The 20,495-nt window shown below is 70.8% G+C and carries 12 protein-coding genes; 7 read left to right on the top strand and 5 right to left on the bottom strand.

What is annotated here, in order from left to right; translation table 11 throughout:
- The first annotated feature begins 60 nt into the window (after positions 1–60).
- Together smc and ACQ86G_RS24600 are read left to right on the top strand one after the other, a co-directional pair.
- Entirely contained in the window at positions 61–3,573 is a 3,513-nt protein-coding gene (gene smc, locus ACQ86G_RS24605; protein ID WP_431257760.1) for a chromosome segregation protein SMC, read from the top strand.
- A 58-nt stretch (positions 3,574–3,631) separates the two neighbouring features.
- On the top strand, positions 3,632–4,747 hold the full coding sequence (locus ACQ86G_RS24600) for a cell division protein FtsZ (RefSeq protein WP_431257759.1): 1,116 nt from the start codon (positions 3,632–3,634) through the stop codon (positions 4,745–4,747).
- 110 nt (positions 4,748–4,857) lie between these two features.
- Here ACQ86G_RS24600 and ACQ86G_RS24595 read toward each other — a convergent pair whose 3' ends face one another.
- Positions 4,858–5,589, bottom strand: a complete 732-nt coding sequence (locus tag ACQ86G_RS24595; RefSeq protein ID WP_431257758.1) for a phosphoribosyltransferase — start codon at positions 5,587–5,589, stop codon at positions 4,858–4,860.
- Positions 5,590–5,736: 147 nt separating this feature from the next.
- Between ACQ86G_RS24595 and ACQ86G_RS24590 the strand changes: the two genes are divergently transcribed.
- Positions 5,737–6,756 carry a Ku protein gene (locus tag ACQ86G_RS24590; protein WP_431257757.1) on the top strand — a complete coding sequence of 340 codons (1,020 nt, stop codon included), beginning with the start codon at positions 5,737–5,739 and terminating at the stop codon, positions 6,754–6,756.
- 40 nt (positions 6,757–6,796) lie between these two features.
- The gene (gene ligD, locus ACQ86G_RS24585) at positions 6,797–9,559 is read left to right on the top strand and encodes a DNA ligase D (RefSeq protein ID WP_431257756.1); all 2,763 of its coding nucleotides are present in this window, start codon (positions 6,797–6,799) and stop codon (positions 9,557–9,559) included.
- Here ligD and ACQ86G_RS24580 read toward each other — a convergent pair.
- Complete coding sequence (locus ACQ86G_RS24580) at positions 9,537–13,205, bottom strand: ATP-binding protein (protein ID WP_431257755.1); 3,669 nt, start codon at positions 13,203–13,205, stop codon at positions 9,537–9,539. The two genes, ligD and ACQ86G_RS24580, sit on opposite strands and share 23 nt — an antisense overlap.
- A gap of 279 nt (positions 13,206–13,484) precedes the next feature.
- Here ACQ86G_RS24580 and ACQ86G_RS24575 point away from each other — a divergent pair, with 279 nt between their 5' ends.
- Together ACQ86G_RS24575 and ligA are read left to right on the top strand one after the other, a co-directional pair.
- Positions 13,485–14,819, top strand: a complete 1,335-nt coding sequence (locus ACQ86G_RS24575) for a hemolysin family protein (RefSeq protein ID WP_431257754.1) — start codon at positions 13,485–13,487, stop codon at positions 14,817–14,819.
- A gap of 46 nt (positions 14,820–14,865) precedes the next feature.
- Positions 14,866–17,001, top strand: a complete 2,136-nt coding sequence (gene ligA / locus ACQ86G_RS24570) for an NAD-dependent DNA ligase LigA (protein ID WP_431257753.1) — start codon at positions 14,866–14,868, stop codon at positions 16,999–17,001.
- A gap of 4 nt (positions 17,002–17,005) precedes the next feature.
- On the opposite strand, the gene ACQ86G_RS24565 is transcribed toward ligA, so the two are convergent.
- Entirely contained in the window at positions 17,006–18,283 is a 1,278-nt protein-coding gene (locus ACQ86G_RS24565) for an MFS transporter (RefSeq protein ID WP_431257752.1), read from the bottom strand.
- Between the two features lie 157 nt (positions 18,284–18,440).
- On the opposite strand from ACQ86G_RS24565, the gene ACQ86G_RS24560 reads away from it, so the two are divergent.
- Entirely contained in the window at positions 18,441–19,031 is a 591-nt protein-coding gene (locus ACQ86G_RS24560) for a TetR/AcrR family transcriptional regulator (protein ID WP_431257751.1), read from the top strand.
- Here the strand turns inward: ACQ86G_RS24560 and ACQ86G_RS24555 are convergent.
- On the bottom strand, positions 18,994–19,884 hold the full coding sequence (locus tag ACQ86G_RS24555) for a DMT family transporter (RefSeq protein ID WP_431257750.1): 891 nt from the start codon (positions 19,882–19,884) through the stop codon (positions 18,994–18,996). The two genes, ACQ86G_RS24560 and ACQ86G_RS24555, sit on opposite strands and share 38 nt — an antisense overlap.
- Positions 19,881–20,441: a methylated-DNA--[protein]-cysteine S-methyltransferase gene (locus ACQ86G_RS24550; protein WP_431257749.1), complete on the bottom strand. Its 561-nt coding sequence runs from the start codon at positions 20,439–20,441 to the stop codon at positions 19,881–19,883. The genes ACQ86G_RS24555 and ACQ86G_RS24550 overlap by 4 nt, the downstream gene beginning before the upstream one ends.
- Between the last annotated feature and the right edge of the window lie 54 nt (positions 20,442–20,495).

Raw genomic sequence — 20,495 nt, 5'->3', positions numbered from 1 at the left:
CACAATCAAATCAAAGGCTTAGATCACGTGAGGGCCGCTGTTGGCCGGTGATCCCACCCGATGCGACTGAACTCGATCAAGCTCTCGGGCTTCAAGTCCTTTGCCGATCCGACGACCTTCCAGCTGCCCGGGCAGCTGGTCGGCGTGGTCGGCCCCAACGGCTGCGGCAAGTCCAACATCATGGACGCGGTGCGCTGGGTGCTGGGCGAAAGTAAGGCCAGCGAGCTGCGCGGCGAGTCCATGCAGGACGTGATCTTCAACGGCTCGGGCAACCGCAAGCCGGCCAGCCGCTCCAGCGTCGAGCTGGTGTTCGACAACGCCAGCGCGCGCGCCGGCGGACAGTGGAACCAGTTCACCGAGATCGCCGTCAAGCGCGTCCTGACCCGCGACGGCACCAGCAGCTACTTCATCAACAACCAGCCGGTGCGCCGCCGCGACGTGCAGGACGTGTTCCTGGGCACCGGCCTGGGCCCGCGCGCCTACGCCATCATCGGCCAGGGCACGATCAGCCGGATCATCGAATCCAAGCCCGAGGAACTGCGCATGTTCCTCGAGGAGGCCGCCGGCGTCTCCAAGTACAAGGAGCGCAGACGCGAGACCGAACTGCGCCTGCGCGACACGCGCGAGAACCTGACCCGCGTCGAGGACATCCTCCGCGAGCTCAACAACAACCTCGAGAAGCTGGAGCGCCAGGCCGAGGTCGCCGCGAACTACCGCAACCTGCAGGAGCAGGGCACGCTGAAGCTGCACCAGCTGTGGTTCCTGAAGCACCGCGACGCGGCCGGCGAGGCCACGCGGGTGAAGACCGAGCACGCCGAAGCGGTCAACGCGCTCGAGGCCAAGATGGCCGAGCTGCGCCACCTCGAAGCCGAGCTGGAGACCATCCGCCAGGCCCACTACGGCGCCGGCGACGAGCTGCACGCCGCGCAGGGCCGCATGGCCGAGGCGCAGATGGAGGTCAGCCGGCTCGAGGAGCGCATCCGCTACGTCGTCGAAGGCCGCCAGCGGCTGGAGCAGCGCCTGGTCGAACTGCAGGCGCAGAACCAGCAGTGGCAGGACCGCGCCGAGCAGGCGCAGGCGGAGCTCGAGGACGTCGCCACCCAGATCGCCCAGGCCGAGGAGCAGAGCGAGATCCTCGCCGCGCAGGCCGAGGAACAGGCGATGAAGCTGCCCGAGGTCGAGGACCAGGTGCGCGCCGCGCAGGCGCGCGCCAACGAGCAGCGCACGCAGGTCACGCAGGTCCAGCAGCAGATCCAGGTGCTGGCCGCCGAGAGCCGCAGCGTCGACGAACAGCTCAAGGGCCTGCGCGGTCGACGCGAGCGCCTCGGCCAGGAGCGTCAGGGCCTGGCCGCGCCGCAGCACGACAAGCTCGACGAGGTGAAGCGCCTGTCGGTCGCCGCCGACGAGCAGCAGGCCGTGGCCGATGCACGCCTCGCGGAGCTGGCCGAAGCCGCGCCCGCCGCCGACGAGGCGCGCCAGCACGCGCAGCGCGAATCGCAGCAGCAGGCCGCGAAGCTGACCGACATCGTCGCCCGCCTGACCGCGCTGCGCGCGCTGCAGGAGAAGGTGCAGACCGAAGGCAAGCTCAAGCCCTGGCTGGCCAAGCACGGCCTGCAGGACATCAAGGGCCTGTGGACGCAGCTGCACATCACGCCGGGCTGGGAGAACGCCCTCGAGGCCGCGATGCGCGAGCGCATGGGCGCGCTGTCGGTGGGCCGGCTGGAGACGGTGCAGGCCTTCGCGTCCGATCCGCCGCCGGCGCGGCTGGCGTTCTATTCGCTGCCCAGCGGCGAGATCGTCAACACGCACCGCGCGCTGTCGCCGCTGAGCGATCTGCTCAAGCTCGACGCCAACGGCCTGAAGGCGCTGTTGAACGACTGGCTGGAGGGCATCTACACGGCGGAGTCCATCGGCGATGCGCTGGCGCAGCGACCGAAGCTGAGCCACGGCGAACTCATCATGACCCGCGACGGCCATGCGGTGAGCCAGTTCGCGGTGAGCTTCTACGCGCCGGACAGCGAGACCGCCGGTCTGCTGGCGCGCGCGCAGGAGATCGAGAACCTCGAGCGCGAACAACGCGCGCAGACCCTGATCGCCGATGAGTCGCGCGCCCAGGCCGTGCGGGCCGAGGCCGTCTACACGGACGTGTCGCAACGGCTGGCGGTGGTGCGCCGCGAGGCATCGGAGACGCAGGGCCGTGCGCATCAGCTGCAGGTCGAGCTGCTGCGCCTGGCGCAGCAGACCGAGGCCGCCGTCGCGCGTCGCACGCAGCTGGACGACGAACTCGGCGAGATCGATGCGCAGAACGAAGCGCTGATGGAACGCCGCATGGAAGGCGAGGCCCGCTTCGAGGAGCTGGACCAGCAGCTCGCGACGACGCAGGAGAAACACGCCGAGCTCGACGAGTCGGTGATCACCGCCGAGCGCAAGCTGACCGAGGCCCGCGAACACCAGCGCGTGCTGGAGCGCCGGGCGCAGGAGGCGGTGTTCAGCGCCCGGGCGCTGGCGGCCAAGCGCGGCGAGCTGCAACGCGCCATCGAGACCTCGCGCCAGCAGGTGCAGGTCAACGAGCAGACGGTGCAGAGCATGGCGCAGGAGCGCGCCGAGCTCGACGACGCCGCCGCGCAGGCCGGCCTGGAGGACGCGCTGGCGCTGAAGATGGAGCGCGAGCAGGCGCTGGCCGTCGTCCGCGCCAACTACGACGACCTCAGCCTGCGCCTCAAGCGCAGCGAGGAGCAGCGCATGACGATCGAGCGCGCGCTCGAGCCGCTGCGCGAGCGCATCACCAAGCTGCAGCTCGACGAGCAGGCGGCGGCGCTCGGCGGCCAGCAGTTCATGGAACAGCTGGTGGCGCAGAACGTCGACCTGGAGGCGCTCGCCAAGAGCGTCGAGGACGGCGGCGTCAAGCTCTACGGCCTGCAGGGCGAGATCGACCGCATCACCCGCGACATCGCGGCGCTGGGCGCGGTGAACCTCGCGGCACTGGACGAACTGGGCGCGGCGCGCGAGCGCAAGACCTTCCTCGATTCACAGATGGCCGACCTGACCAGCGCGATCACGACGCTGGAGGACGCGATCCACAAGATCGACCTGGAGACGCGCGACCTGCTGGGCTCGACCTTCACCCAGGTCAACGAACACTTCGGGCGGATGTTCCCCAGCCTGTTCGGCGGCGGCCAGGCCAAGCTGGTCATGACCGGCGACGAGATCCTGGACGCCGGCGTGCAGGTGATGGCGCAGCCGCCGGGCAAGAAGAACTCGACCATCCACCTGCTGTCAGGCGGCGAGAAGGCGCTGACGGCGATCGCGCTGGTCTTCGCGATCTTCCAGCTGAACCCGGCGCCGTTCTGCCTGCTGGACGAGGTGGACGCGCCGCTGGACGACGCCAACACCGAGCGTTATGCGCGGCTGGTGTCGGAGATGAGCAAGATCACGCAGTTCCTGTTCATCTCGCACAACAAGATCGCGATGGAGATGGCCAAGCAGCTGATCGGCGTGACGATGCAGGAGCAGGGCGTGTCGCGCATCGTGGCGGTGGACATGGAATCCGCGCTGGCGATGGCCGAACAATGAGGACGACGACGGTGATCGCGGCGTGGGACGCGCGCGGTGCCGCAGGAGCAATGACGCGATGACGACGGACTGGAACCTGACGACGCTGTTGGCCGCGCTGGGCGGCGTGGTGCTGGTGGGGCTGCTGGCGCAGGGCTGGTGGAGCGCGCGCAAGGCGGGCCCGCGGCGCGCCGAGCCGATCGTGCCGGCGGGCGACCGCCAGGAGCCGAGCCTGGGGGCCGGCGCCGCTGCGGCGGGCCAGTCGCCGGTCACGCTGGACGGCACGGCCGACGGCGAGGCGGTGGACTCCCGCACGATGGACCTGCGCACGCTGGACGAGCGCGTGCCGGCGATGGCGCGCGTGCGCAAGGCGTCGACGCGGATCGACGCGCTGATCGATGCCATCGCGACGATGACGCCGGAGTCGCCGGTCAGCGGCGAGATGGCGCTGTCTCACCTGCCGGGCAGCCGGCGCGCCGGCACCAAGCCGTTCCACATCGAAGGCCTGAACACGGACAGCGGCGAATGGGAGCTGCCGCATCCCGGCCAGCGCTACGGCGAGTTCCAGGCCGGCCTGCAGATGGCCAACCGCAGCGGGGCGCTCAACGAGATCGAGTACTCGGAGTTCGTGCAGAAGATCCAGGGCTTCGCGGACGGCATCGGCGCGATGCCGGAGTTCCCGGACATGCTGGACGTCGTGGGCCGGGCGCGCGAACTCGACCAGTTCGCGGCCAGTCACGACGCGCAACTGGCCATCGTGCTGAAGGCGCGCGCCGCGGCGTGGACGCTCGGCTTCGTGCAGCAGGGCGCGTTGCGGCACGGCTTCGTGCCGGGATCGATTCCCGGCCGGCTGGTGATGCCGGCGGCCGAGGACGGCTCGCCGCCGCTGCTGACGCTGGTCTTCGATGCGCAGGCGGCGCTGGCGGAAGATCCGCAGGCCTCGTCGCTGCGGGAGCTGACGCTGTCGCTGGACGTGCTGCAGACGCCGGAGGCGCTGGAGCCGTTCGCGACCTGGCAGGAGTCGGCGCGCAACCTGGCGCGGGACTTCGAGGCCGACGTCTGCGACGACCGCAACCAGATCCTGAACCTGCATGCGTTCCAGTCGATCGGGCAGGAGCTGTCGGAACTCTACAAGTCGCTCGCTGCGCGCGATCTCGCGGCGGGCAGCCCGGTGGCGAGACGCCTGTTCAGCTGAGCGGCGGACGCACTGTCGAACGAGCGACGGGGAACGAGCAACGGGCTCAACGAGCAACGGGCACCGAGAGGTGCCCGTTGTCCATTCCGGCAGGCGGAATTGACGGACGCTCAGGCCTTCGCCGCCGCGACGTGTTCCGATGCAGCCGCCAACAACCGCCGCACCTCTTCATCCGTCGTCTGCTCGAAGCGCTCGTACCACTGCCCGACCGAGCGGAAGCGCTCCGGCGTGCGCGCGCAGAGGACCTCGTCGGCATCCTGCGTGATCAGGTGGCAGGTCTCCGGGGAAGACACCGGCACCGCCACGACGATCTTCGCCGGTCGCATCTCCCGCAGCGCCTGCACGCCCGCGCGCATCGATGCGCCCGTGGCCATGCCGTCGTCCACGAGGATGACCTGCCGGCCCTGGATCGCCGGTGCCGGCCGGTCGCCGCGGTAGAGCTTCTCGCGCCGATGCAGCTCGCGGACCTCCGCGCGGGTCACGATCTCGATCGCCGAATAGCTGATCGCCAGTTGCTGCAGGACCTGCGTGTTGAGCACGCGCACGTCGCCCGAGGCGATGGCGCCCATCGCGTATTCGGGTTGTCCGGGCAGGCCCAGCTTGCGAACGACCAGGACGTCCAGCGGAGCTTCCAACGCCCGCGCGATTTCAGCGGCCACCGGGACGCCGCCGCGCGGCAGGGCGAGCACGGTCACGTCGTCGCGATGGGCATAGGCCGCCAGTCGGGCCACCAGGTGCCGGCCCGCATCGCGTCGATCCAGGAATCGCCGCTCAGCCGCCATCAGCGATCCCGACACGGCGTCCGGACCGGGACGGGCAGGCGCTGGGCGGACAAGCGGCATGGCAGGGGCTTCCGGCGACATGGTGGCCTCGCAACGGCGGTAGTTCCATCGCCAGGACGGAGCAAGCCGGATGCCCGCACGGGCGACGTCCACGGGCGCGCGATTTGCCGATGGCAGGCTTCCATCGCATGCGTCGTCGAGGTTCCCATGCCGAGCAGAACCGCCTCCACGTCCTCCCGCGGCGTCCGCAAGGCGCCGCCGCGGACCGCCAGCCGCAGCGCCCCCGGTGCGAGCCGCCAGCGCGCATCCAATGCCGATCGGGCCTCGCATGGGAAGTCCACCGGCAAGTCCACCGGCAAGACGGCCCACCCCACCTCGACCCGCGGCGACAGCGACGACGCGCCCGCCGCGCGGCGCGCGATCTGGAAGGGCGCGATCAGCTTCGGCCTGCTGCACGTGCCGGTCGCGCTGTACCCCGCCTCGCGCGACCAGCGCGTCGACTTCGACTGGCTCGACAAGCGCACCATGGACCCGGTCGGCTACAAGCGCATCAACAAGCGCACCGGCAAGGACATCGACAAGACGCACGTCGTCAAGGGCGTGAAGCAGGAGAACGGCGACTACGTGCTGGTCTCCGACGACGAGATACGCAAGGCCTATCCGACCACGACCCAGACGATCGAGATCGAGACCTTCGTCCCCGCCACCCAGGTGTCCTTCGTCTACCTGGAGAAGCCGTATTACCTGGAGCCGGTCGGCAAGTCCGGCAAGGTCTACGCGCTGCTGCGGGAGGCGATGGCCGATGCCGGGCTGATCGCGATCGCGCGGCTGGTGATCCACAGCAAGGAGCATCTCGCCGCGCTGCTGCCGGCCGGACCGGCGCTGATGATCGGCATGCTGCGTTGGGCCAATGAGATCCGGCCCTGCGACGACCTCAACCTGCCCGCCGAGGGCAAGTCCGCGCACGGCTTCAAGGCGGCCGAGCTGCAGATGGCCCGCCAGCTGATCGACGAGATGAGCAACGACTGGCATCCCGAGGACTACCACGACGAGTTCACCGCCGCGATCCGCGGCCTGATCGCGCGCAAGGTCGAGGAGGGCGAGACGCAGACCGTGACCCCGCTCGAGGCTGCGCCCGAGGAAGCCGGCGGGGGCGGCAACGTCGTGGACCTGACCGAGCTGCTGCGCCGCAGTCTCGGCGGCAAGTCGAAGAAGAAGGCGGCCTGAGCGCTCCCGGGCGCCGCTGTCCGAGTTCCGGAGTTCATCGATGCCGACCGCCCCGCGCCAGGACCCGCTCTCCCGCTACCGCCAGAAGCGGGACTTCCGCATCACGCCCGAGCCGGACGAGGCGGACGGGACGGTCGGTCCGGCGCGCGGCGCCGCGCAGTCTCGCGCCGGCACGAAGCGTCCGCGTCGCGCCGCCAAGGCGGCGACGCAGTCGCTGTCCTTCGTCATCCAGAAGCACTGGGCCAGCCACCTGCACTACGACTTCCGGCTGGAACTCGACGGCGTGCTGCTGAGCTGGGCCGTTCCCAAGGGGCCGTCCTACGACACGAAGGAACGCCGCATGGCGATCCATGTCGAGGACCATCCGCTGTCCTACGGCGGCTTCGAGGGCACGATCCCGCCGAAGCAGTACGGCGCCGGCGAGGTGATCGTCTGGGACAACGGCAGCTGGACGCCTGAAGGCGATCCGCACGAGGGGCTGCGTGACGGCAAGCTCGTGTTCCGGTTGAACGGCCAGAAGCTCGCCGGGTTGTGGCAGTTGATCCGCACCTCGCGCGATGCGTCGAAGCGCGAGCAGTGGCTGCTGATCAAGAAGCACGATGGCCTGGAGCGGCCGCACGCGGACTACGACGTCACCGTCGAGTTGCCCGACAGCGTGATCCGGCAGCCCTTGGGATGGGCGGAGGAGCGGCAGGCCAAACCCGCGAAGACCGCCAGGTCTGCGAAGTCCGCGACGGCAACGGGGGCCGGTGCCGCGTCGACGGGTCACCCGGACAAGAATGGCCGCGGTCGCCGTGCCGGTGGCGATGCCGGAACCGAGCCCGACCTGAGCCGTGCGAAGAAGGCGCGCCTGCCCGCCGAGCTCTCGCCTCAGCTCGCGACGCTGGTCAGCGCGACGCCGCCCGGCGACTGGATCGCGGAAGCCAAGTTCGACGGCTACCGGCTGATGGCCCGCGTCGACAAGGGCAAGGTCCGACTGATCACGCGCGGTGGCAACGACTGGACCTCGCGTCTGCCGTCGCTCGCCGAGGCGATCGGTGGCCTGGACATCGACAACGGCTGGCTGGACGGCGAGATCGTCGTGCTTCGCGACGATGGCGCGCCCGACTTCAGCCTGCTGCAGAACGCGATCGGTCACCCGAAGCGCACGCGGCACGAGGACATCGTCTACTTCCTCTTCGACCTGCCGTTCCTGAACGGCCACGACTTGCGCGACGTGCCGCTGATCCACCGCCGCGCGGTGCTGCGGGCCCTGATGGAGGGTCACGAGGACGGCGCTGAAGGCGAGCGCCTGCGCTTCAGCGAGGACTTCGCGGTGCCGCCCGAGGAGATGCTCACCGCCGCCTGCCAGATGCGGCTCGAAGGGCTGATCCTGAAGCGGCCCGACAGCGGCTACGTGTCCGCCCGCAGCGATGCCTGGGTGAAGCTGAAATGCCAGCTGCGGCAGGAGTTCGTCGTCGTCGGCTTCACGGACCGGTCGGACGGTGCGAAGGCGCTGGGCAGCCTGCTGCTCGGCTACTACGAGGACGGCGCATGGCGTTATGCCGGGCGCGTCGGCACCGGCTGGTCGATGAAGCTGGCCGGAGAGATGCACAAGCGGCTGACCGCGCTCGAGGTCAAGACCCCGCACTTCGACGAGGCCACCATCGCCCGCAGCCACTGGGCCCGCCTCGGCGGCCGTTCGGGCGGTGACGCGCGCTGGGTGAAGCCGAAGCTCGTCGTCGAGGTCGCCTTCGCGGAATGGACGCCGGACGGTCACGTGCGTCACGCGTCGTTCCAGGGCGAACGCGAGGACAAGGCGCCGAAGGACGTCGGACGCGAGTCGGCCAAGACCGCCGATGAGGTCAAGGCACCGAAGGCGGCCTCGTCGGTCAACATGTCGAAGCCATCGAAGCCATCGAAGCCATCGGAGCCCGCGACGGCATCGGCCAAGCGCGCGGGCAGGTCGGCGGAGGGATCGACGCCGACCGCCGCGGGGCAGCTGCGCATCACTCATCCGGAACGCGTGATCGACCCGTCCACGGGCCACACGAAGATCGAGCTGATCCGCTACTACGAGAGCGTGATCGACTGGATGCAGCCCCATCTGGGCCGGCGGCCCGTGGCCATCGTGCGCGCGCCGGACGGCATCGAGGGGCCGCTGTTCTTCCAGAAGCATGTCGAGGGCGACGACCTCATCGTCCTTCGCGATCCCGCCGCGCTGATGCAGATGACGCAGATGAACGCGATCGAATTCCACACCTGGAACGCGCAGGACGACAAGCTCGACCGGGCCGACCGCTTCATCATCGACCTGGATCCGGGCGACGGCGTCAGGTTCGCGGCGGTCGTGGACGCGGCGCGCATCACCCGCGCGCTGCTCCAGGAGCTCGGCCTGCAGTCCTGGCTCAAGACCAGCGGCGGCAAGGGGCTGCATGTGGTGGTCCCGCTGGCGCGGCGCCACGACCATGCGACGGCGAAGGCCTTCAGCCACGCTGTCGTGCAGCATCTGGCCGAGACCTTCCCGAAGAAGTTCTCCGCCAGGAGCGGGCCCAGGAACCGCGTCGGGAAGATCTTCCCGGACTACCTCCGCAACGGGGAAGGGCAGACCACCGCCTGCGCCTTCTCGGTCCGCGCGCGGCCCGGGCTCGGCGTCTCGATGCCCATCGACTGGGACGAGCTCGGCGACGTGAAGCGCGGCGACCAGTGGACGCTCGCCAACGCGCGCGACCGGCTCAGCTTCCAGAAGGTCGACCCGTGGGCGGACTACTGGACGTCGAGGCAGACCTTGACCGCGGGGCTCAAGCGGCTGGGCTTGCGCTGAGCGACGGCTCGGTCGCGAGCAGCGGGAGCCGGAGCTCGAAGCGCGCGCCGCAGCCGGTGCCCTCGCTGTGCACCGAGACGCTGCCGCCGTGCATGCCGATCAGCTGCCGGACCAGCGACAGGCCGATGCCCAGGCCGCCCTGTGAGCGGTCCAGCGCGCGATCGCCCTGGACGAACAGGTCGAACATCGTCGCCTGCAGCGCGTGCGGGACGCCGATGCCGTCGTCGCTGACCCGGATCACCGCGTTGCCGGGCCCGCCGGACGGGGAGGGCTCCGCGGACAGGACCAGCGCGATGCATCCCTCCGGGTCGGTGTACTTCGCCGCGTTCATGAGCAGGTTGGCCACGCACTGCACCAGCCGGGCCAGGTCGCCCCGCACGCGCAGCGGCGGTCCGCCGGCCGCCACCGTGAAGTGATGACGCCGCTCGCGCATCAGCGGCTCGGCCGTCTCCACCGCCTGGGCGAGGACCTCGGCCAGCGGCACCGGGCCCAGTTGCAGCTCCACCCGGCCCTGCGTGATCCGCGAGACATCCAGCAGGTCATCCACCAGCCGGGTCAGCGTCGCCGCCTGGCGGCGGATGATGTCGACCATCTTGGTCGCGCGCTCGTCGGGCAGGCCCAGCCGCGACAGCACATCGCCGGCGCTGCGGATCGGCGCGATCGGATTGCGCAGCTCGTGCGCGAGCATCGCCAGGAACTGGTCCTTCTGCCGGTCCGCCGCCTCCAGCTGGCGTCGGGCCTTCACCGGCGCGGAGATCTCGCGGTAGTAGCAGACGACGCCCAGCGATCCGTCCGGCAGCGGAATGCGGCTGATCTGCCACTCGTAGGCCTCGGTGATGCCGAGGTCGCTGCGCTCCTGGATGAACTCGGGCGTGTGGTACGGGTCGCCGGTCTCCAGCGTGCGCTGGAACAGCGACGCGATCTGGTCCGACAACGGATGGCCCCACTGCCGCTCCAGCAGCGCGTCGAAGCGTGCGCCGATCAGGTCCGGCGGATCGCCGAAGGTCGCGCGGGCCGTCGGATTGGCCTCGCGCATCCGCAGTCCCTCGCCGTCGTGCTCGACCAGGAAGACGCCCATCGGCGCCTCGTTGAGCAAGGTCTCGAACTGTTCGGTCCGGAGCCGGAAGGCGGCCTCCGCCGACTGCCGCAGCCGGCGCAGTTCCAGCAGCGCCCCCAGCCGCGCGAGCAACTCGCGTGACGAGAACGGCTTGATCATGTAGTCGTCCGCGCCCGCGTCCAGGCCCTCGATGCGCGCCTCCTCGCCGGCGCGCGCCGACAGCAGCACCACCGGCACGCCGCCGAGCCGCGGGTCCACGCGGATCGCCGCCAGCAGCGCCAGACCGTCCAGCCTGGGCATCATGACGTCGCTCAGCAGCAGGTCCGGCGGTTCGCGCCGAGCCGCCTCCAGCGCCTGCAGCCCGTCCGCGACGAGCTCGACCGCGTAGTACGGCGCCAGCAGGTCGCGCAGGTAGGCCCGCATGTCCGCGTTGTCGTCGGCGACGATGACCCGCGCGCCGAAGGTCGCGGCAAAGCGCTGGTCGGCAGCCGGCCAGCCGGCGCCGTGAATGACGTCCGCGCCATCCGCGCGGGCATCGCCCGTGCGTACGGGGCCGGGCGTGCCGTCGCGCACCGGCTCCGGCGCGGGCAGCCAGCGCAGCGCCTCCTCGACATAGGCCCGCGCGGAGGTCGTGTCGGCCGGCGAGGGCGCGATGGGCGCGATGGACGCGGACGGCGGATCGTCGCGCCCGCGGGGCCTGTCCAGGCGGTGGTCGCGCGCCGGGCGCTCGACGCGGTCCTGCGGCAGATGCTCGTGGCCCAGCGGCAGCAGGACGCGGAACAGCGACCCCGCGCCGTGCACGCTCGACGCCTCGATCCGTCCGCCGTGCAGGCGCACCAGCTCCTGCACCAGCGCCAGCCCGATGCCCGACCCTTCGTGCGTGCGGCCCTCCGCGCCGGCCACGCGGTGGAAGCGCTCGAAGACCTTCGGCAACTCGTCCGCCGGGATGCCGGTGCCGGTGTCGGCCACCTCCAGCACCGCCTGCGCCGGATCGTGCCCGGCCTCGCGCAGCCGCACCGTGACCTGGCCGCGCATCGTGAACTTGAAGGCGTTGGACAGCAGGTTGAGGACGATCTTTTCCCACATCTCGCGGTCGACATAGGCGTGCGTGCCCAGCGGCGCGCAGTCGACCTCGAAACCCAGGCCGGCGCGCTCCATCGCGGACCGGAACGTGCTCGCGAGGTCGCGCGTCAGCGCCGCGAGGTCGGAGGCCTCGTAGCGTGCCTGCGCGCGGCCGGCCTCGATGCGCGAGAAGTCCAGCAGCGTGTTCACCAGCCGCTGCAGCCGCGTGGCATTGCGCAGCACCAGCGCCAGCCGGTCCCGCGCCGCGCCGTCCAGGTGGGGCGCGGTCACCAGCTCCTCCAGCGGCCCCAGCATCAGCGTCAGCGGCGTGCGGAACTCGTGGCTGATGTTGGAGAAGAACGCCGTCTTCGCCCGGTCGAGCGTGGCGAGCGATTCCGCGCGGCGGCGCTCGGCCTCATAGGCGGACGCGTCGGCCAGCGCCGCCGATACCTGGCCCGCGACCAGGTTCAGGAAGGCGCGGTAGTCCTCGTCCAGCGGCCGGCGCGGGCTCACCCCCAGCACCAGGAATCCGGCGAGGTCCTTGCCCGCGCTGCGCAGCGGCAGCAGCACGGCGCGGTTCAGGGCGTCCGGCCAGGGCGGCGGCGCCTGCGCCGGTCCGGCGGTCGGTCCCGGGGGCTGCGCCGCGCCGGGCCCCGCCGGCGGCCCCGGCGTGGGTCCCGGGATCCGCGAGAAACCCAGCGCCCGCAGGTCCGGCAGGTCGCGGGCCGCGCCGCCGGCGGCCAGGTCCTGCAGCGGCCAGCCGTCCGGCGGATCGGCCAGGCTGAGCGCCTCCGGGAACGGCGCGGCCATGCCCTCCGCTCCGGCCCCCTCGGGGAGGCTGAAGCAGATCCGTCGCGCGGCCTGGCCGCCGGGGTCGTTCAGGTACAGGGCCGCGAACGGCAGGTCCAGCGGCCAGTCGGACACCACGCCGCAGACGCGCCGGGCGCATTCGTCCGTCTCGTCCGCGCCGACGGTGCGCGCCGCGAGGTCGCGCAGCACGCGCAGGCGGCGCTCGCCGATGACGCGGTCCGTCACCTCCGTGACGACGCACAGCATGCCGTCCACGCGCAGCTCGTCGTCATAGATCGGGCTGTAGGAGAAGGTGTGATACGTCTCCTCGGAGAAGCCGCTGCGCTCCAGCAGCAGCAGCAGCGCCTCGTCCCAGGTGGCCTCGCCGGTGGTCTGCACGTGGCGGATGCGGCTGTAGGCGGCATCCCAGACTTCGGCCCAGACGCGCTGGGACGGGGCCCCGAGCGCCCATTCGCGCTTCAGGCCCAGCGTCGGCAGGTAGGCGTCGTTGCAGAAGAAGGTCATGTCGGCCCCCCACGCCATCCACATCGCATAGCGCGAGTCCAGCATCATCCGCACGACCGTCTTCAGCGCGGCCGGCCAGCCGTCCGGCGGGCCGAGCGGCGTGGCGGCCCAGTCCAGCGCGCGCATGCGTTCGCCCATCTCGCCGCCGCCGTCCAGGAAATGGCGGCGGCGCGGCGCGGCGGACCGGGGGCAGCGCGCCGTGACCGGGCGCATCGTCGCGCGGGTCGATGGACGGGTCGCTGGGCGTGCCGGCAGGATCGGCGGGCAAGGCATGCATCGGCAGAATTTCCTCGTCGAGGCCGGTTCGGGCAAGTCTACGAGGGGCAAGCAAGCCGCGCACCCGCATCGGCCCTGCCTGCCACCGACCTGCCACCATCCCGTCGTCCACCGGCCGCCCGAGGGCGGCGGCGGGCATCGAGCCGGCCCCGACGTGCGGGCGGCGCAGCGGGGGCGCCCGGTACACTGGGCGGCTTCTTCCTCCTGAAAGCCGCCTTGAGTTCCAGCCTGCTGCTCATCATCCTGCTGATCTCCGCCAGCGCGTTCTTCTCGATGGCGGAACTTTCGCTGGCCGCCTCCCGGCGGCTGAAGCTGCGACAGCTGGCCGATGAAGGCGACCACCGCGCCGCGCAGGTGCTCAAGGTGCAGGAACAGCCCGGCTACTACTTCACCGTCGTGCAGATCGGCGTCAACACGCTGGCCATCCTGGCGGGCGTGGTCGGGGAGGGCGCGCTGACGCCGCACTTCGAGTCGCTGCTGCGCCCGCTGATCGACATCGACAGCGCCCAGCGCGCCGCCTTCGCGCTGTCGTTCACCAGCGTCACCATCCTCTTCGTCGTGCTGGCGGACCTGCTGCCCAAGCGGCTGTCGATGAACGAGCCCGAGCGCGTCGCGATGGCGCTGATCCGGCCGATGCTGTTCCTCACGATCGTGCTGCGGCCGATCGCCTGGGCGCTGAACCACGTCGCCGACGGCCTGCTGCGGCTGCTCGGCCGGCCGATGAGCCCGGACAACACGATCACCCACGACGACATCCTCGCCCTGGCCGCGGCGGGCCAGCGCGCGGGCGTCGTCTCGGCGGCCGACCAGCAGGTGATCGAGAACGTCTTCGAGCTCGAGACCCGGACCGTCGAATCCTCGATGACCTCGCGCGAACGCGTCGTCTACTTCTCGCTCGACGACGACGAGGCGCTGATCCGCACGCGGATCGCGGACTCGCCGCATTCGACCTACCTCGTCTGCGCGGGCGAGATCGACCAGGTGGTCGGTTACGTCGACGCGACCGACCTGTTCCAGCGCGTGCTGCGCGGCGAGGTCATCTCGCTGCGCTCCGAGCCGGCGCTGGTCAAGAAGGTGCTCATCGTCCCGGACCGGCTGACGCTGGCCGAGGTGCTGACGCAGTTCCGGCACGCGCACGAGGACTTCGCCGTCATCGTCAACGAGTACTCGCTGGTCGTCGGCGTCATCACGCTGAACGACGTGATGAGCACGGTGATGGGCTCGCTGGTCTCCACCGCCGAGGAGGAACAGCAGATCATCCGCCGCGACGACGGCAGCTTCCTGGCCGACGGCATCACGCCCATCCCCGACGTGCAGCGCGCGCTGGGCGTGGACGACTTCCCGCACCACGGCCAGTACGACACGCTGGCCGGCTTCCTGATGGTGATGCTGCGCCGCATCCCCAAGCGCACCGACGTCGTCGAATGGCACGGCTGGCGCTTCGAGGTCGTCGACGTCGACAGCCACCGCGTCGACCAGGTCATGATCGCCAGGGTGGGGCCGCCGTCCGGAGAATCGGGGGCATCCGGGGCCCTGGGCCTGGGGGACTGACCCCGGCGCCGTGCCCGGTACGGTGGGGCTGCGCCACAATGCGCGCATGACTCCCTCGAGGTCCGTTCTCGTGCCTTCCACCGTGCCTTCTTCCGTGTCCTCCCCCGTGTCCTCGCACTCCGCCGAACAGGCCGCCGCGCGCGCCGCCGAACTCCGCGACGTGCTGCATCACCATGCCCACCTGTACTACGTGCTCGACGCGCCGTCGCTGCCCGACGCCGAGTACGACAAGCTCTTCCAGGAGCTGCAGGCGATCGAGGCCGCGTTCCCGAAGCTGCTGACGCCGGACTCACCGACGCAGCGCGTGGGCGGGCAGGTGCTGGAGGGCTTCGAGACGGTGCGGCACGTGGTGCCGATGCTGTCGATCCGCACCGAGACCGACACCGAAGCCAGCGGCGCCGAGAACTTCGACGCACGCGTGCGCCGCGAGCTGGACCTGGGCGAGCACGCCGCGCCGATCGAGTACGCGGCCGAGCTGAAATTCGACGGCCTGGCGATCAGCCTGCGCTACGAGCACGGCGTGCTGGTGCAGGCCGCCACCCGCGGCAACGGCGAGACCGGCGAGGACGTGACGCAGAACGTGCGCACGATCAAGCAGATCCCGCTGAAGCTTTCCGGCGACGGCGCGAAGGCCGCGGTGCTGGAAGTGCGCGGCGAGGCCTACATGCGCCGCGACGACTTCGAGGCGCTCAACGAGCGCCAGCGCGCCGCCAACGAGAAGACCTTCGTGAACCCGCGCAACACGGCCGCCGGCGCGATCCGCCAGCTGGACCCGGCGCTGGTGCGGCAGCGGCCGCTGAGCTTCTTCGCCTACGGCATCGGCGAGACGCAGGGCTGGGAGATCCCGGCCACGCATGGCGCGATGCTGGACGCGCTGCAGAGCTATGGCCTGCCGGTCAATGAGGACCGTGCCGTCGTGCGCGGTGCCGAGGGCCTGGTGGCCTTCCATCGGTCGATCGGCGAGAAGCGCGACGAGTTGCCCTTCGACATCGACGGCGTCGTCTACAAGGTCAACAGCCGGGAGCTGCAGCGGCGGCTGGGCTTCGTCTCGCGCGAGCCGCGCTGGGCGGTCGCCCACAAGTACCCGGCGCAGGAACAGGTCACCAAGCTCGACCGCATCGACATCCAGGTCGGCCGCACCGGCAAGCTGACGCCGGTGGCCAAGCTGGAGCCGGTCTTCGTCGGCGGCACGACGGTCAGCAATGCCACGCTGCACAACCTCTTCGAGATGCGCCGCAAGGGCATCCGCGTCGGCGACCAGGTCATCATCCGGCGCGCCGGGGACGTGATCCCGGAGGTGGTCGGCAAGGTCGACACCACGCGCGCGAGCTACGTGCCCAACTTCCGCATGCCCACGCACTGCCCGATCTGCGGCAGCGACGTCGTGCGCGAGCGGGGCGGCATCGACCACCGCTGCAGCGGCGGCATCTTCTGCCCGGCGCAGCGCAAGCAGGCGATGCTGCACTTCGCCGGCCGACGCGCGATGGACATCGAGGGGCTGGGTGACAAGCTCGTCGACCAGCTCGTCGACGGCGGCATCGTCACCAGCCTGCCGGGGCTCTACAAGCTCGGCGTGGCCAAGCTCACCGCGCTGGAACGCATGGGCGACCGGAGCGCGCTGAACCTCATCGACGCGCTCGAGAAGAGCAAGCACACGACGATGGCGCGGTTCCTGTTCGCGCTCGGCATCCGGCAGGTCGGCGAGACGACGGCCAAGGACCTGGCGAAGCACTTCGGCAACCTGGACGCGCTGATGGGCGCGACGGAGGAGCAACTGCTCGCGGTCAAGGACGTCGGACCGATCGTCGCGAAGAGCATCGCGGCGTTCTTCGCCGAGGCGCACAACCGCGAGGTCGTCGAGCAGCTGATGGCCGCGGGCGTCACCTTCCCGCAATCGGAAGGCGCCGCCGCGGCGCCGGCCGGGCCGCAGCCGCTGGCCGGCAAGACGCTGGTGCTGACCGGCACGCTGCCGACGCTGTCGCGCGACGAGGCCAAGGAACTGATCGAGGCCGCCGGCGGCAAGGTCAGCGGCTCGGTGTCGAAGAAGACCAGCTACGTGATCGCGGGCGAGGAGGCGGGCTCCAAGCTCGACAAGGCCCGCGAACTGGGCGTCACGGTCCTCGACGAGGAAGGGTTGCAGGCCTTGCTCGCGGCGCCGCCGGACGTGATCGCGGCGGAATGACCGGTCAGGCGGTGGCCGTCTTGCGGCGGATCACCATCGCCATCACCGCGGCCAGCAGGCACGCCGCGCCGGCGACATACAGCGCCGGCGCATAGCTCAGCAGCAGGCTGCGGCTCAGCCCGGCACCGTACGCGGCCACCGCCGCGCCGATCTGGTGGCCGGCGAAGATCCACCCGAACACCATCCCCACCTTCGCCGCGCCGAAGCGCTCCGCCGTCAAGCGCACCGTCGGCGGCACCGTCGCGATCCAGTCCAGGCCGTAGAACACCGCGAACAGCGACAGCCCGTAGAGCGTGAACTCCGCATTCGGCAGCCACAGCAGCGACAGTCCGCGCAGCGCGTAGTACCAGCACAGCAGCTTGCGGGTGTCGTAGCGGTCGCTGAGCCAGCCCGAGAGGATGGTGCCGATGAAGTCGAAGATGCCCATCATCGCCAGCACCGAGGCCGCCGGCACCGCCGCCAGGCCGTAGTCGCCGCACAGCGAGATGAAGTGGGTCTGCACCAGACCGTTGGTCGACAGCCCGCAGATGAAGAAGGTGCCGAACAGCAGCCAGAAGGTCGGCTGGGTCGACGCCTCACGCAGCGCGGTGAACGGGGTGAGCCAGGTGACCTTCGCCGCGGGTGCGGCCGGCGCCGCAGCCGCTTCAGGATCGGCACCGTAAGGCACGAGACCCACATCGGACGGCCGGTCGCGCATGAACAGCAGCACCAGGCTCATCACCGCCAGGCACAGCACGGCCAGCGGCAGCAGCGGCGCGCGCCATCCCCAGCGCTCGATCATCCAGGCGGCAATCGGCAGGCAGATCAGCTGGCCGGTCGCGGCACTCGCGGTGAGGATGCCCATGATCAGGCCCTTGCGCGTCGCGAACCAACGGTTGGACACGATCGCGCCGAGCACCAGCGCCGTCATGCCGCTGCCCAGGCCCAGCACCACGCCCCACAGCACGACCAGGTGCCACAGCTGCGTGACCAGCCCGGCCAGCAGCATGCCGCCGCCGACCAGTCCCAGCGCCACGCTGACGACGGCCCGCACGCCGAAGCGCTCCATCAGCACCGCCGCGAACGGCCCCATCAGCCCGAACAGCGCGAATCGCAGCGCCAGCGCCGACGAGATCTGGCTGGTGGACCAGCCGAATTCCTTCGCCAGCGGCTGCAGCATCGCGCCGGGCAGGCCCAGCGCCGCCGACATGAAGAGCATCGTCAGGAAGGTCAGCCCGGCGATCACCCAGCTGAAGTGGAGACCCCGATGGGTCAGGCGTCGGGACAGGGCGGCGGCAAGCATGCGGGCGGATCCTTCCAGGGGTGCTTGTTTTAATGATGGCCGCCATCGTATCGGGATTTCCGACACCCGCCGCAGATTTGATGATGACCCTATTCAAAAGCGTGGCATCACGCGGTCATCGGAAGCGGCGGGCGGCGTTCCTACAATGGTGACCATCATGAAAGTCACCAAAGAGCAATCCGCCGCCAACCGCAAGGCGCTGGTGGACGCGGCGTCCAAGCTGTACCGCGAGCGCGGCGTGGCCGGCGTCGGCCTGGCGGAGATCTCACGCGAGGCCGGCTTCACGCACGGCGGGTTCTACGGACGCTTCGCGTCGAAGGAGGAACTCGCGGCCGAGGCCTGCGACGTGGCCTTCGAGGTCTCGCTGGCGCGCCTGGGTGCGCAACTCGAGAAGCACGACGGCGACTACCAGCCCTTCCTCAAGCGCTATTTCGGCGCCGCGCATCGCGACACGCCGGGCGCGGGATGCCCGATGGCCGCGCTGGGCGTGGACGCGGCGCGCGAGGGCGGCCTGCTGCGCGAATCGATGAGCACCGGCATCGCCGCCTACCTGCGCGAGCTGGCGGTGCACCGGCCCGACGGCACCGTCGTCGACGAGCCGACCGCCGAGGACGAGGCCCGCGCGATCGGCGTGCTGTCGACGATGGTCGGCGGGATGATCCTGGCCCGGGCCTGCGCGGGCGCCGCGCCGGGCCTGTCGGACCGGATCCTCAGGACGTCGCTGGAGGCGTCGTCGAAGGCAGCTTGAGCACGCCCACCGCCAGCGCGGTGCCCAGCAGCACGACGAGGCAGCCCGCGGCCATGCCGGCGCTCAGCGTCTCGCCGAGGAAGATCCATCCCCACAGCAGTCCGAAGACCGGGATCAGGAAGGTCACCGAGATCGTGTTGGTCGGGCCGACGCGCTTCATGAGGCGGAAGAACAGGATGTAGGCGATGCCCGTGCACAGCAGCGCGAGCAGGGCGACCGCGCCCCAGGCATGACCGCTGGGCAGTTTGGCCGGACGCAGCGACCAGGCCGGCGCGGCCAGCAGCAGCGCGGCGGCGAACTGGCTGCCGGTGGCGACGGCCAATGGGCTGGCGCCGGTAAGGTAGCGCTTGGTGGCGCTCGCGGCGATGCCGTAGCTCAGCGCCGCGATCAGGCAGGCGACGATCGCGAAGCCGCTGCCGCCGGGCTTGAACGAGGCCTTGTCCCAGGCCAGCAGGACCACGCCGGCGAAGCCCAGCGCCAGGCCCAGCAGGCGCGATCCGTCCAGGCGCTGCCCGAACCAGGCCCACGCGACCAGCGCGCCCCACATCGGCGTGGTCGCGTTGAGGATGCTCGACAGGCCGGCGTTGATCGACAGCGCGGCGAAGCTGAACAGCGCGAACGGGAAGGCGCTGTTCAGCAGGCCCACCAGCAGCAGGCCCTTCCAGTGGGTCCGGAGGTCGCCGAGGCCTTCGCGAAAGCCCAGCAGCGGGATCAGGAACAGCGACGCGCCGGCAACGCGCACGGCGGCCGTCGCCACCGCGCCGAACTCCGGCGCGGCCACCCGCATGAACAGGAACGAGGCGCCCCAGATGGCAGCCAGGACCAGCAGTTCGATCAGATCGCTTCGCTTCACGCGGTCACCCTTGATTTGTTGTCCCGGCGCAGGGCCGGCTTGTGGGAAGGCGAGGGGCGAAGCGTAGTCGGAAGACCGCCCTCGATTGTCAGTAGGGCTTCCTTGCGATGCAGGCCGCCGGCGTAGCCGGTCAGGCTGCCGTCGGCACCCAGGACGCGGTGGCACGGGATCAGCACCGAGACCGGGTTGCGGCCCACCGCCGCGGCGACGGCGCGCACGGCCTCGGGGCGGCCCAGGCGCGCGGCGAGCTGGCCGTAGGTGACGGTCTCGCCGGCCGGGATGCCGAGCAGCGCCTGCCACACGGCCTGCTGGAACGCGGTGCCCGACGGGGACATCGGCGGGAGGGTCGCGGCGCGGCCGGCGAAGTAGTCCTTCATCGCCGCGACGGTGTCGCGCAACAACGGATCCTCATCGTCGCGAGCCGCGGTGAGGCCGCCCGGGTGGTACTTCTGGCCCTCGAACCACAGGCCCGACAAGCCTTCGGCATTGCGGGCGATCAGCAGGCGGCCGAGCGGGGTGTCGGTCTCGGTCCAGGCGGTGTGGGGGTCGTGCTTCATCGTGTCTCTCCTGGTTGGCGGGAGACCCACCAACTCCGGTGGGCCAGGCGCGGG

Origin of the sequence: Roseateles chitinivorans (assembly GCF_050632145.1) — a bacterium.
GTDB lineage: Bacteria > Pseudomonadota > Gammaproteobacteria > Burkholderiales > Burkholderiaceae_C > Roseateles > Roseateles chitinivorans_B.
Note: the sequence above shows the minus strand (reverse complement) of the source record. Positions and strands in the feature narration are given on the sequence as shown.